Source organism: Streptomyces sp. NPDC050164, assembly GCF_044459945.1.
GTDB lineage: Bacteria > Actinomycetota > Actinomycetes > Streptomycetales > Streptomycetaceae > Streptomyces > Streptomyces coeruleorubidus_A.
This window is the reverse complement of sequence record NZ_JBITJK010000066.1, coordinates 1-13,058: the sequence shown is the minus strand read 5'-3', so window position 1 is coordinate 13,058 and position 13,058 is coordinate 1. Positions and strand designations below refer to the sequence as shown.

The 13,058-nt window shown below is 67.9% G+C and carries 9 protein-coding genes and 3 pseudogenes; 5 read left to right on the top strand and 7 right to left on the bottom strand.

Annotated elements, in window-relative coordinates; all coding sequences use genetic code 11:
- Positions 1-47: 47 nt before the first annotated feature.
- Positions 48-206 (top strand): annotated as a pseudogene (locus tag ACIBNA_RS43495) (cupin domain-containing protein); the annotation flags it as partial.
- 77 nt (positions 207-283) lie between these two features.
- On the opposite strand, the pseudogene ACIBNA_RS43490 reads toward ACIBNA_RS43495, so the two are convergent.
- The 7 genes and pseudogenes from ACIBNA_RS43490 to ACIBNA_RS43460 form a co-directional block, all read right to left on the bottom strand.
- Positions 284-1,002 (bottom strand): annotated as a pseudogene (locus ACIBNA_RS43490) (IS6 family transposase).
- 47 nt (positions 1,003-1,049) lie between these two features.
- Complete coding sequence (locus ACIBNA_RS43485) at positions 1,050-1,418, bottom strand: hypothetical protein (protein ID WP_399170910.1); 369 nt, start codon at positions 1,416-1,418, stop codon at positions 1,050-1,052.
- 256 nt (positions 1,419-1,674) lie between these two features.
- A pseudogene (locus tag ACIBNA_RS43480) lies at positions 1,675-1,851 on the bottom strand (hypothetical protein); the annotation flags it as partial.
- Between the two features lie 92 nt (positions 1,852-1,943).
- Positions 1,944-3,275 carry a hypothetical protein gene (locus ACIBNA_RS43475; RefSeq protein ID WP_399170909.1) on the bottom strand — a complete coding sequence of 444 codons (1,332 nt, stop codon included), beginning with the start codon at positions 3,273-3,275 and terminating at the stop codon, positions 1,944-1,946.
- Positions 3,276-3,414: 139 nt separating this feature from the next.
- Positions 3,415-3,813, bottom strand: coding sequence for an RNase A-like domain-containing protein (locus tag ACIBNA_RS43470; RefSeq protein WP_399170908.1), 399 nt, complete (start codon positions 3,811-3,813; stop codon positions 3,415-3,417).
- Positions 3,770-8,287 (bottom strand): ricin-type beta-trefoil lectin domain protein, encoded by a 4,518-nt coding sequence (locus tag ACIBNA_RS43465; protein WP_399170907.1) that lies wholly within the window; start codon positions 8,285-8,287, stop codon positions 3,770-3,772. The genes ACIBNA_RS43470 and ACIBNA_RS43465 overlap by 44 nt, the downstream gene beginning before the upstream one ends.
- Before the next feature lie 602 nt (positions 8,288-8,889).
- Positions 8,890-9,696, bottom strand: coding sequence for a DUF6192 family protein (locus tag ACIBNA_RS43460; protein ID WP_399170906.1), 807 nt, complete (start codon positions 9,694-9,696; stop codon positions 8,890-8,892).
- Positions 9,697-9,879: 183 nt separating this feature from the next.
- Here ACIBNA_RS43460 and ACIBNA_RS43455 point away from each other — a divergent pair, with 183 nt between their 5' ends.
- From ACIBNA_RS43455 to ACIBNA_RS43440, 4 genes are all read left to right on the top strand, one after another.
- Positions 9,880-10,389: a hypothetical protein gene (locus ACIBNA_RS43455; protein ID WP_399170905.1), complete on the top strand. Its 510-nt coding sequence runs from the start codon at positions 9,880-9,882 to the stop codon at positions 10,387-10,389.
- A gap of 36 nt (positions 10,390-10,425) precedes the next feature.
- Positions 10,426-10,704, top strand: a complete 279-nt coding sequence (locus ACIBNA_RS43450) for a hypothetical protein (RefSeq protein WP_399170904.1) — start codon at positions 10,426-10,428, stop codon at positions 10,702-10,704.
- A 31-nt stretch (positions 10,705-10,735) separates the two neighbouring features.
- Positions 10,736-11,455: an IS6 family transposase gene (locus ACIBNA_RS43445; RefSeq protein ID WP_399170902.1), complete on the top strand. Its 720-nt coding sequence runs from the start codon at positions 10,736-10,738 to the stop codon at positions 11,453-11,455.
- A 386-nt stretch (positions 11,456-11,841) separates the two neighbouring features.
- On the top strand, positions 11,842-12,963 hold the full coding sequence (locus ACIBNA_RS43440) for an IS630 family transposase (protein ID WP_399170900.1): 1,122 nt from the start codon (positions 11,842-11,844) through the stop codon (positions 12,961-12,963).
- The last annotated feature ends 95 nt before the right edge of the window (positions 12,964-13,058 follow it).

The following is a 13,058-nucleotide window of genomic DNA, read 5'->3' as shown; positions in this document are numbered from 1 at the left end:
CACCAGCGTCTAACCACTTCCCCGAGCAATGATTAAGGACAGGTGCCATGGAACACGTCACCGAGACTCCCACCATGCAGGCTCCGGCCGAGCGGTTCACCGGCGACGTCTACCTCAACATGATCGAGCCGCCGTTTGAACCGTCCCGCCTGGTCGCCGCCCTGGTCCGCTTCACCCCTGGCGCCCGCACCAACTGGCACTCCCACGGGCGTTGTCACGTTGTTGGGTGTCTGGGTGCCTGATGGTGTACCGGGGTGTGGTGGGGCGGGGTGTCGGCCTTGGGTCAGGCTGTTGCGAGCTGGCCAGCGGTGCCGGTGATGTGGTCCCAGATGGCGAAGCGGACGGTCATCTCGGCTCGGTAGTTGGGAGCGGTCATCAGGTGCCGGTGGGGTCGGAAGTGGGGTGAGATGCCGCTGAACGCGGACAGGAACCGCTGGGCTGCGCCGGTACTGCGGAAGCCTTTCATCGCGCGTTCGCGCTGTCTGGTGGGCTGGTGGCTGTTCTCGGCCCGGTTGTTCAGGCCCTTGTGGCCGCAGTGTTCGACGGAGGGCATGGCCTCGCGGTGAGCGGCGCCGTATGAGCGCAGCTTGTCTGTGACGATCACCGCGGCACCGCGCCTGCCGTCTTGAGGAGTCGGCGGAAGAAGCGCCTGGCCGCGGCCTTGTCCCGGCGGTTCTGCACCAGGATGTCCAGCACCATGCCGTCCTGGTCGACGGCCCGCCAGAGATACTTCTGCGCGCCGTTGATCTTGATGAAGACCTCGTCCAGGTGCCACTTGTCACCAGGCCGGGGCTGGCGGCGGCGCAGCGAATTGGCGTAATTCTGCCCGAACTTCATGCACCAGCGGCGGATGGTCTCGTAGGAGACGATCACGCCGCGCTCAAGCATCAACTCCTCGACCTCACGGAAGCTGAGCGGGAACCGGAAGTACAGCCACACACAGTGGGAGATCACCTCGACCGGGTGCCGGTGACCCCTGTACGACGGCGACGCGCTCCCCACGGACGATCCCCCTCCACCATGTTCAACACGAAGATCATCCCACCCGCTCAGCCAACGTGACAGCGCCCGGCGGCCGGGCCGATGACGTCCGGGCCGTACTTGTCGCGGACGCGGTCGAGGGCGGCTTCGGCCACGAGCCGGGCTTCGCGGGCGTCATCGAGGCTGATCCGCTGGGGGACCTGGCCGACGTCGACGAGGTCCTCGCCCCTGAGCGTGATCCCGGTCAGCCGGCCGCGTTGGAGACCGGCGGCGTCCATCAACTGGTAGGCCACGGCGCGCAGGTCCTCGTCGTGTGCGGAGGGCTCGACCAGGCGGCGGGTCTTCTCCCACTGGCTGCCGCCGGCGAACCTCAGCCCCAGGGTCAGGGCGCGGGCCGCTTGGCCGCGCCGGCGCAGCACCCTGCCGAGGCGGGCCACGAGTGCGAGGAGCGCGGCGCGGACTGCCGCTCCGTCCAGAGCGTGACCGGGGGAAGGATCGGCGTACGGTCACGGACTCGGGCAGGGAGCGGGGGACGACGGGACGTCGGTCGATGCCGCGGGCCCGGTCAGCGGCCAGGCGGCCGGCGCGGCCACCGAGCAGGCGCTGGACGGTGGCGGCCGGGACGGCGGCGAGCAGGCCGACGCTGTGGATGCCGTAGTCGCGCAAGGCGTCGGCCTGGCGGGGTCCGATGCCGTGCAGGGCGTCGACGGGCAGCGGAGAGAGCCATTCGGCGACGTGGTCGGGGTCGATGGCGAGGACGCCGCCGGGTGGATTGATCTGGACGGAGGCGGTGGCCGCGATGGTGATGGCGGGGCCGATGCCGACGCGGACGTCGACTCCGAGGCGGGAGAGCGTCCGTACCCGCAGCATCTCCCCCAGGCGGCGGGCGTCGCTGCCGTGGTAGAGCAGTGCCCAATCACAGAAAGCGAGCACAGCAACTCTCCGTGCCACCCGCCTTCCACTCACACTTGCCTCACCAGGAGTTCCAACTCGCTGACGTGGAATTCGCCGTAGCCCAGTTGCTCGCCCAACGTCCGGTAGCGGGCGTACTGCTGCTCGGTGAGCGGCAGGGCGAGAACCTGCAGGAGCCTGAGGAGCAGCCGGTACCCGAGGTCGGGGTCCACCCGGGTCACAACCTGCTCCATCGCCTCCGCTGCGGCCGGGCCCGGGATTTCGTGCCAGCCAGGGCTGACGGCCCGGTCCGCCAGCAACGGCGTCACGTCGTGGATCTCTTGGAGCACCGGACCAGTGAAGTCAGCCCGGAGAGGCGGCATGACCTGTGGGTAGGACGGGGCGACTTCCCGCAGGCGTTCGCGACATACCTCCATGATCGTCTCGAGCCAGGCCCGTGCATCGATTCCTGCCCGGTCGATGCTGAAACCTCGGTCCGACGCGGCCAGCCACAGAGTGGTGATCGTGTCGGGGGACAGCGGTGACTCCAGCAAGCGGACTGTGTCCTGGAGCAGCAGGGCCGCCGCTGAGCCCGGAGTCTGGGCGGTGTCGTCGTTGGCCGCGGCTCTCCGGACTGTCTCCCTGGCCGTGTGGTCGTGCCAGTGGCCCGCGAACCATGAGGTGAGTTCAGAGAAGCCGAAGTCTCCTGTGGCGTCCCGTCTGGTGGTGTCGATCTGCGGCCACTGCACGTTGAGCCCGTCGTATACCAGCGGTCCGGGGTACCTGAGTCTGGTGTCGAGCACCATGAGGCGGTCGTACTGCTCCTTGGTCACCGGAACGCGGTACGTCTTCAATACACGTAGCAAGAGGCGGAATCCGAGTTCTGCATCGCTTTCCTTGACGATTCCTTCCAGTGCTTCCGGTACGGATTCAGGTAGCGGGGCACCGGAGCCAGCCATCGCATGCGTCAGCTCAAGCGCGGAGGTGCGAATCTCCCGGATTACGGATTCGCACAGCTCTTCCTCGCCGATGGTCGACGGGAAGGATTCCGGCCGATAGCTGTGGGCCTTCCCCCGGGGGTGGGCCGGGTGCAGATCCGCGAGCCGGCGGAGCCACCCACGCATGGTCATTCCCCAGTCGGCTGGATCGAAGCGATGACGCGTGGCCGCCAGCCATGCCGTGCGTATCACCTCCTCGGGAAGCGTGGAGTCCAGCAGGCAAAGCAGGTCGACGCCTAGTTCGACGGCGCCTTCGCCCTCGCAGTCGTCAGCCACCGCCGCGGCAAGGCCCCGTGCCCCTGCTTCATCGACCCTCTCCGCTGAGGCGCTGAGTCTTTCTGTGAGCGCGCTCAAGCCGAAGTCTCCCTCGTAGAGTCCGCTGGGGCGCCTACGAAGCCTTGCCACGATGGGCTCCTTGTCTCTCTAGTGTGTTCCCGCGGTGGGCCCGTCCTGGGACGGGCCCACCGCGGGACGGGGTGCCGGCAAGCGGGCCGGAAATCGAGCCGGCGTTCAGGTCATGGGCCGACTATCCGTCGTTGTCACCTCAGGAGCGCTTTTTCAGCGGGTACGCCGTGTAGACGATGTAGCCGTCGTGACGGTCGTCCTTGCCCGGTAACCTCTTGAGGACCACCCGGACCTCGTTCCCGGCAGCCTCCCAGGAGCCGTCCGTCTTGTACACCTTGCCCAGGGAATCGTAGTTGTCCCATCTTCCTGTGATCGTGAACTCGCTCTTGTTCTTCCACTGGCCCCGATGGTGGATGAAATTGTCCAGCGCCTCGAAGCTCTTGCCCCTCCGCTTGCCGTTGGGGAAGAAGTAATAGGCCAGAACCCGGTCGACCGCCTGCTGGGCGATGTCCCCGTCGGTCCACACGGTGCTGATGGGTTCCAGACCCTTCCGCTCATTCTCGAGGGCGAACCTCCTGGCCTGGTCCGGGGTGGACATTGACGTGCCTGCTCAGTGTGTGGGCCCCGGTATTCGGGAAGTCCAGCTCATCGGCGAGATTCGCGCAGTTGTGTACCAGGAGGTCCTTCGCACGCGGGCCCTCGGCACGCACGTAGAAGGTGTGCAGACCACGGACGGTGAGGTCGTAGACCTCACGCGGCCCCAGGTCGGTCAGATTCCGCAGCCCGGTGACGGCGTGCTCCGTGCCTTCAGGCGAGCGCAGCTCGTCGCCCCTGCGGAGCTCCGAGACCAAGACCCAGCCACGGTCGACGACGAAGACACGGTGCCCCGCGGTGCTTGACAGGGTGCTTCCATCGGCGAAGCTGATGTCGATCAACCGGTCCGTGTCATGAGCGAACGTCGCGCTGACCACCTGCGGGCGGTGTTCGCCGCTCTCAGGGTCCTGGGCCAGCACGCGGTCACCCCGGCGTACGGCGCTGATCGCCTTGCGGCTGCCGTCTGCCATCAGCACCTGAGTGTGTCCCGGGAAACTGTTGACCCTGCAGGACGTCGCCAGGTCCTCGAAGAGGTTGACGGTGTCCTCGATCCGCGCCAGCGTCGCGGGGTCCAGGTCGAGTGCCTTCAGCGACTTGTAGGCGTCGGCGACACCGGTGCCGGTCTTCATCGCGGCGTCCAGCGCGCGGATCGCCTCGGCGATCTTCGTGAACGCCTTACCCGGGATGAAGTTGCTCAGGGCCCAGCCGCAGCCGCTGGCGCTGCCGTGCCAGCAGTCGACGAAGTCCTGGACCAGGACCGCCTTGATGATCTTGTAGGTGAGGGTCTGCTGGATGAGTTCGAGTTTTGTGAAGTGCTCCGTGACCTCCTTCTTCAAGCCCTTGAAGGGCTTGCTTTCCACGAGCAGCGTGTCCTCGGGCGGGCAGCCGTTGGCGGTGGCCGGTACGTCGGGGTCGGTGCAGAGGAAGAAGTCGACCGTCGCGCTGAACGTGACGAGGAAGGTGACGGTGCAGCCCTCGAAGCCGATGTCGATGACGCAGTCGTTCTGCTGCTTGGCGTCGGTGATTTCGATGCTGTTGTCGTCGACGACGTACCAGGTGCCGCCGATGCCGGTACCCGCACCGCTGCTGACCTGCTGATTGGCCTGCTTGCGGGCTGCGGACTCCGCGGCTTCCTGAGCTTCCTTGGCGTACTTCAGCGCGTCCTTGGCGGCTTGTTCGGCTTCGGTGGCGGCGGCGTCGGCGCGGTTGGCGGCGGCGCGGGCGTCCTTGGCGGCCTGTTCGGCCTGCGAGGCGGCGTCGCGTGCGGCCTGCGCGTCGAGGGCTGCCTGGTCGGCGGAGGCGCGGGCGTCCTTGGCGTGGCCTTCGGCGCGGCCGGCTGCCTTGTCGGCGGCGTCCGCGTCGGCGGTGGCCTGCCGGTTGTAGTCGATGGTGCGGGCCAGGGATGCGGATGCCTTTGAAGCGGCCTTGGCGGCGTCGGCGGCGTAGCCGAGTGCTTCCTTGGAGTAGGTGCGGGCGGTGGCCGCGTGTGTGGCGGCGTTGGCGGCGTGCTGGTAGGCGGCCTTGGCGTCGCCGGTTGCCTGTTCGGCGAGGTTCTTGGCCGCGGCTGCTTCCGCCTGTGCGTTCTTGGCGTGAGCGTCGGCGACGGCCTGTTGCTGCTCGGCGATCGACTTCGACGCCTGCCCGGTCAGCACGACCAGGCCGGCGGCCGAGTCGGTGGTCACATACGGGGAGCCGAGTTCGATCGCGTCGTTGGCTGGCTTGGCGACCTGGGCGGCGGCGTTGCCCGCGTCGGTGGCGGCCTGCGCGGTGACGTGGGCGAAGCCGGCGGCTTTCGCCGAGGCGGCCAGCGCCTTGGCGGCCTCCTTGTTCGCCTCGTCCGCCTGGGCCTTGGCGGTCTTGGCGAGCTTCTCCGCCTCGTTGGCCAGCTCGACGGCCGTCTTGGCCTCGGAGGAGGCGTGCTCGGATGCCTTGATGGCGTCGGCCGCTGCGCTCGTCGCGGTCTTCATCGCGGCGTCGGCCTTCAGCTTGGCGGCGTGGGCGGCGTCCGCGTGGGAGCGGGCCCGCTTGGCGGCGGCTTCGGCGCGGGTGGCCGCGGCGTCCGCCTCGGCTGCCGCCTCGGTGGCCGCGTTCGCGGAGGCCCGGGCCCGGCCGGCGGCTGCCTCGGCGTCGTCCGCGTGGGCGGAGGCCGCGTCCGCTGCCGCTCTGGACTCCTTGGCGTTGCTGTCGGACTCGTGGGCCTGGGCGAACGCCTCCTTCGCGTCCGCCTTCGCACGGGCGGCATCCGCCTTCTGCTCGGCGTCCCAGGCATCGTCGCGCAGGTCGCGGGCCTTGTCGCGGGCCTTGACCGCGTCGTTCTTCCGCGCGACCGCGGTCGCCTCGGCGGCTTCGGCCTTGTCCTTGGCGCCCTTGGCGTTCGCCGCCTCGGCCTGGGCGTTCTGCTTGTGCTGAGCCGCTTCGGCCTGCTTGGCCGCAGCGGTTTCCTTCTCCGCCTTGGCCGTCTTCTCCTCGGCCTCGGCCGCGAGCCGCTTGGCGTGCGCGTCGGCGGCGGCCGCCTTGGCGTCGCCTTCGGCCTTCAGCGTCTCGGCGAGTTTGGCTTCCGCAGTCTCCTTGTCCTTCTTGGCGTTGTCGCGGTGCACCTTCGCCGCGTCGGCCGCGGCCTTGGCCTGGGACTCGGCCATTGCCGCGGCGGCCTTGCGGAACTCCGCCTTCGACTGCGCGGCCTGGGCGAGAGCGCGCTGGGCGATGGTCTGGCTGTCGCCCGCGGAAGCCCTGGTCGCGGCCTCTGCGGTCTCAGCGGCCTTCACCATCGCCGTCAGCGCCGCCACCGAGCCCTTGGTGACCTGCGCTTTTTGCTGACCGGCCAGAAGCCCACGACCCCGCGGCGCACCAGCGGCATCCGCGATCCCGTACGCGGCCTGCTCAGCCGTATCGGAGGCAGTGGCCGCCTTCTTGGCGTTCTCCAACTGGGTCTTGAGCGCGGCCAGGTGTTTCTTCGCCGCCGCCTGGGCGTCGGTGATGAGCTTCTTCGCCTTGTCGAACTCGGCCTTGTCCGGGTACAGAGGGCTGTCCGTGCCCTTGTGGCCGGTCGGCTTGATCAGGAACTTCTGGGCACTGGTGTCCTTGCAGTCCCACAGCCGCGCGTCCGTGCTCTTGGTGAACGCGCTCAGGTCCAGGCACTTGCCCGTGCTGACGCTTTTCAGGGGCGAGGTGGCACGGACGTCGCCCTCCCAGGACTGCCCCTTGGACTTGTAGCAGTCATAGATCTGGATCTTCGTGCCGTTCGCCGACTTGTTCCCGGCCACGTCCAGGCACTTCAGGGAGCCGACGTTGCGGAAGTAGAGGTCGTCCTCGCTGCCCTCCAGAGTCCACTGCTGGGCCGCGCCGCCGTTGCAGGTGTAGATCTGCACGGGCGTGCCGTTGGCTTCCTTGCCGCCGGCGACGTCCAGGCAGTGGCCCTTCGCGCCCGGCACCTCGATCGTGACCGGGCTCTCGCCGATCCAGCCCAGCCCGCCGGCGGAGTAGTAGTCCTGCCAGCGGGCGGAGAAGTCCGCGATCCACGACTGGCCCAGGATCTGCCCCAGCGTGAACGTGCCGTCCTGCAACGCCTTGGTGGCGGTGACGTTGGCGGCGAGGATCTGCTGGCGCTGCGTGGCCTGCGAGGCGATCTCCTGCTGCCACTCGGCGGACGCCTGCGCCACCTCCTTGCCCAGAACCCGGTTCGGATCGATCGGGGCGTGCCAGGCGCACGAGGCGAAGCGGGCCTTCAGATCCTCGACCGCGATGCGGTACTCCGGGGTGCCCGGGGCCGGGGCCGTGCGAGGGAAGCCGCCGGAGGCCAGGAAGATACGGGCGTCATCGGCGAACACCCTGGGAACGAACAACTCGTTGGGTTCGATCTTCCCCGAGTTCTTCTTCCAGACCTTCCACGCCTGCTGCTCCTGCGGTGTCCCCCCGGTGGTGTACAGCGGGTCGCCGATCGCGAGCGCGGCGGCCTTCGTCTTGTCGTCAGCGGTGGGAGACGGATCGTAGAACGGGGAGAACAAGTCGATCGACTTGCTGTACGACTGCCACAACCACGGAACCAGTCCGGTCTTGTCGAAGACCTCGAACTCTCCGGGCGGCTCGTCAGGGTAGGAGCTCAGGCCCATGACGGTTTTGGCAAACGCCAACTCCTGGTCATTGGCCTTCTTGAGCCACTGGTCGCTGCTGGCGCTGTCCGCGTAGGAGGCTTGGTGCAGGGGAGAGTTGTTGTCGGTGAGGTCCCGCTTGAGCTTCTGGTGGAGCTGGTCGGGAGGCAGCCCGATGGAGTTCTGCGCGAGGCCGAACAGGTTGGGCCCGCCCTTGCGCAGGGCGTCGACGGCCACACACTGATCCTCGCGCAGCTGCTCAGCCGCCTTGGTGTCGAACCCGTCGTACGAGTCGCCCGCCGCGGCGACAGGCGCGGTGCGCTGTTCGGCGCCCCGGCCGAGCTGGCCAGGCTGGATGACCAGGCCACCGAGGACGGCCAAGGCAGCCACGGACGTGACAGCCGAAGTGACCGTCGCGGATATTGGTGATCTGGGGCTTAACAACCCCGGTCTGAATCGCAAGGGGGCATCCTTCGTAGCAAGCAAACGAGGGCAGGCGGGAGTGACCGCCCCAACAGGCGGTGGCGATGTGCGCGCGGGTCAGTCAGCCCGCGGTTCCGGTGCGGGAGCAGGGGCAGCAGACAGCGGCGACAAAGCAGGCGTTCACAACGAGCCGGTATCGCGGCATGACGAAGCATTCCTCCCCGTAGCGGCACTGCACTCCGGCCGCCGAATGGCATGCGCGCGTCACGAAGGGATGGTCAAGGCCCCTCGGGGCGCGCGGGGTTCAACTTAGCCACAGGTCAACCGGGCACGGCAAGCGCTGCCCCAGGCGTCCGGACCACGCAACTGGACATCATGTACGCGACTCCTCACGGCGGGGCATCCTCAAACGCCGAGCTCACAGCAGGAGTTACATGTGCGAAAGATGTGAAGGGGGAGTGCAGATGCAGCCAACACCCTGCCAAAGATTGACCGAAAGTTACCTACCCATCGGTAAACCGTCGGGTCACCGGATCCCTCACCGCGCCCCGCACGCTGCTGCTGGGCCGCTACGACGGGGCGGGTCGGCTGCAGGCGGAAGGCCTCGGCCTGCTGGCGGGAGCGGTCGGCCTGGGCCGGTTGACCATGTGCCGTGCTCTGTCGTCGGCCGCGACCCGCGCGGCGACTTCGGGACGGCGCAGCACGTCGGAGGCCATCTTCGCCGCCGCGGCGTCGTCCTTGACCAGGGACTGCATCGATTCCGCGCGGTGCTCGGGCCGCTGGGCGTCGTTGACCGCGTGCCGAGTGGCGGTGTCCTCCATCAGCCGGGCGGCGACCTGCGGACGGCGCAGCACGTCCCGCGTCACCTCCACCGCGACCTCCTCGTCGGCGGCCAGGTCGTGGACGCGCTCCACCTTCTCCTGGACCGTCCCGGGTCGGTCCGGCCAGCGGCCGACCCGCTTCTGGGCCAGGTTCGTCGTCCACCGCCGTGTCCCGGTCACGTCGCCGACCGGCGGGTCGTCGATCGCCTCGAATCGCTCGGCATCGTCCTGGATCGACGCCAGGATCGAGTGGACCTTGTGCGAGACGCCCTCACGGCGCCGGTCGGCCAGCCAACGGTGGGACGTGAACCGGTAGTTCAGGACGGTACTCAGCGACAGCCCGATGTCGTCGGCGTAGATCTGCAGCGACGCGTAGACCCCGAACAGCTCGTCGCTGTGGGGAGTGGAACCGCCCTGCGGCCTCACCGGCTCGATCTCCGCGGCGTGGTCGCCGATCGTGAACATCGCCCGTCCCACCTGGGCGACCAGCTGCCGGTCTCCGGCGACGATCTCCTCGTAGCGCTGCCGCGTGACCTGACCGACGTTCTCGGACACGGTGGCCACCACCCCTTCACGGGGCCGGGTGCGGCACTCCGGGCCGCAAGGAACCCACGGCCCCTTGCTCCTCTGGAGAGTCCTCCCGCGACGAGATCGTCCTGCGCGGCGAGCTCCCTCCCGGCGGCAAGTGCGACATCAAGACCCTCGCCCACGAAGCTGGCGTCGACCGCACCGCCTTCTATGGCACCCGCCCCTACGCGCACCTCCGCGCCGAATTCGAGCGCCGCCTACAGGCCCTGCAGCAGGCGGGAGACATCCCCGACCCCCGGCGAAGCCCAGATCACCCGGCTCAAGGCAGAGAACGCCAAGCTCAAGGACCAGCTGGCAAAGTCCGAACAGACCATCGACGAGCTCACGGACTTCCGCACCCAGGCCTTGGCCCGGCTCGCCGCCCAGCACGAGGAAATCGTCCGACTCCGCGAAGCCGCCCTCGGCACAAGCCGCGTGAGCCGTCTTCCCGCACCTCGAACCACAGTGATTCGGAACGTGCAGCTGACCCACCCGGACGCACTCGGCACCGTCGGAACCAAGGTGATCGAAAACGGTTTGCGGACGGGCCTGCGCTTGGATAGACGTTACGGCGGGACCCCCGCCACGAGGGTGAGGGACCACGACAGCGAGAGGAGGGATAAGCCCATGATCCCCATGATCACCGCGCTTGTGTCCTCCCGGGGCGCGGACCGCGTCTGACCCCGGTGTGGACGGGCGCCTTCAACGGAGCGTGCCTTGACCGTGAAAATGAACGACCTGACCATGCGTCCGATCACCGGACGCGAAGAACTCGACCTCTTCTCCCAACTGCCGTACATCCTCAACGAGGAACTGGCCGACGATCTGGCCACCGCCCGTCGACGTCCGGAATGGATGTGGGTCGCCCTGCGCGGTGACCGCCTGCTGGCCAGGGCAGCCTGGTGGTGCCGGCCGGGCAGTGACGCGCCGCTCATCCTGGATGTCCTCGACATCGACGACAGTGGCGCTGTCACGTTGGCTGATGACGTGGGATGATCTTCGGGTTGATGCTGCTGGAGGGGTGCCCGTGGAGAGCAGGTCGCCGTCGTACAAGGGGCACCGCTACCCGGCCGAGGTCATCTCCCGCTGTGTGTGGCTTTACCACCGTTTCCCGCTCAGCTTCCGCGAGGTCGAGGAACTGATGCTCGAGCGCGGTGTCGTCGTCTCCTACGAGACGGTCCGCCGCTGGTGTGTGAAGTTCGGCCCGGTCTACGCCCGCGAGTTGCGTCGCCGCTGGCCCCGGCCCGGGGACAAGTGGCATCTGGACGAGGTCTTCATCAAGATCAACGGTGAGCAGAAGTACCTGTGGCGGGCCGTCGACCAGAACGGGATGGTGCTCGACATCCTCGTACAGAACCGGCGGGACACCGCCGCGGCCAGGCGCTTCTTCCGCCGCCTGCTGAAGAACACAGGTGCGGTGCCGCGGGTGATCATCACCGACAAGCTCCGCTCCTACGGCGCGGCCCACCGCGACGTCGTGCCCTCCGTCGAGCACCGCCAGTCGAAGTACCTGAACAACCGGGCGGAGAACAGCCACCAGCCAACGAGGCAGCGCGAACGGGTGATGAAGGGATTCCGTGGCGTTGGCGCAGCCCAGCGGTTCCTGTCCGCGTTCAGCGGGATCTCACCCCACTTCCGACCTCGCCGCCACTTGATGGCCGCCCCCCACTACCGGGCCGAGATGACCCTCCGTTTCACCATCTGGGAGCAGATCACCGGCATCACCGGTCAGCCCACGACGGCCTGAGCACAGACCCCGAACCGGGCTCCACCACATCCCAACACACGGCCAGAAACCCAAGTCGTCAACAACGTGACAGCACCGTTCGCGGCGATGGGCGTCGCCGAAACCCTGCTGCACACCTACGACATCACGCAGGGACTGTCCGTGAACTGGCTGCCACCAGCACCGCTGAGCGCAGCAGTACTCAACCGGCTCTTCCCCGCCGCCCCACACGGAGACCCCACCCAGGTACTCCTCTGGTGCACCGGCCGCGGAGAACTCGACGGCCTCCCTCGCCAAACCTCATGGAGGTGGGAAGCAGCACGATCGGACTGATCGAGCTGACCCCGGCGAACGTTCCCGGTCACAGCACTAGTGTCCTGCGCCAGTAGTTGTTCGTTGGTAGTTGCGTGACTTCTGCTGCTGGTGCGTCAGTTCCTCGTCGGGGCCCGAAGCTGGAACCGTTGCTGCTGTCTGATGACGAGCGGGCGGTGTTGGAGCGGTGGACGCGGCGAGCGTCGTCGGCCCAGGCTCTTGCTCTGCGCGCGCGGATCGTGCTGGCATGTGCGGGCCCTGAGGTGCCGCCGATCGTCGTGGTCGCCCGCGAGCTGCGGGTGACCGCCGACACCGTCCGCAAGTGGCGGCGCCGGTTTTTGGCGGAGCGGCTGGACGGCCTGGCCGACGAGCCGCGGCCGGGCAGGCCGCCCACCATCAGCGTCGACCAGGTGGAAGCGGTCGTGGTCACCACGCTGGAGGAGATCCCGAAGAACGCCACCCACTGGTCGCGGAAGTCGATGGCGGAGCACAGCGGCCTGTCGAAGTCCACCGTCGGCCGGATCTGGCGGAAGTTCCAGCTCAAGCCGCACCTGACGGACACCTTCAAGCTGTCGACGGACCCGTTGTTCGTGGAGAAGGTCTACGACGTCGTCGGGCTGTACTTCAACCCGCCCGAGGGCGCTGTGGTCCTCTCGGTGGACGAGAAGTCCCAGATCCAGGCCCTGGACCGGTCCCAGCCGGTGCTGCCGACAATGCCGGGCATGCCCGAGCGGCGCACCCACGACTACGTCCGCAACGGGCTGACCACCCTCTTCGCCGCTTTCGACGTCGCCACCGGCGAGGTCATCAGCGCCCTGCACCGCCGGCACCGGGCTGCAGAGTTCAAGAAGTTCCTGACCAGGATCGACAAGGAGGTGCCCGCACACCTCCAGATCCACCTGATCTGCGACAATTACGGCACCCACAAGACGCCTGCGATCAAGACGTGGCTGGCCAAGCACCCGCGCTTTCACATGCACTTCACCCCGACCGGATCCTCCTGGATCAACCAGGTCGAGCGGTGGTTCGGCTTCCTGGCCGACCAGAAGATCCGCCGCGGCGCACACAAGAACGTCCAGGCACTCGAGGCCGACATCCGCGCGTGGATCAAGGACTGGAACGAGGACCCCAAGCCGTTCATCTGGACCAAAACAGCCGAAGAAATCCTCGACTCCCTGGCTCACTTCTGCCGACGGATCTCTGGCGCAGGACACTAGTAGGACTCCGTTAGGTCTTCCCGTCGGCCCTGTTCGGGAGCACGTTGGTTGGGTGGATGCACATGAAGTGAACCGTTTCCGAGCGAAGTTGGCGT

Excerpts from the sequence above, each read along its gene's own strand:
- ACIBNA_RS43470 (WP_399170908.1), bottom strand. The coding sequence starts at position 3,813 with ATGTCCACCCCGGACCAGGCCAGGAGGTTCGCCCTCGAGAATGAGCGG.
- ACIBNA_RS43455 (WP_399170905.1), top strand. The coding sequence starts at position 9,880 with ATGGCACCCGCCCCTACGCGCACCTCCGCGCCGAATTCGAGCGCCGCC.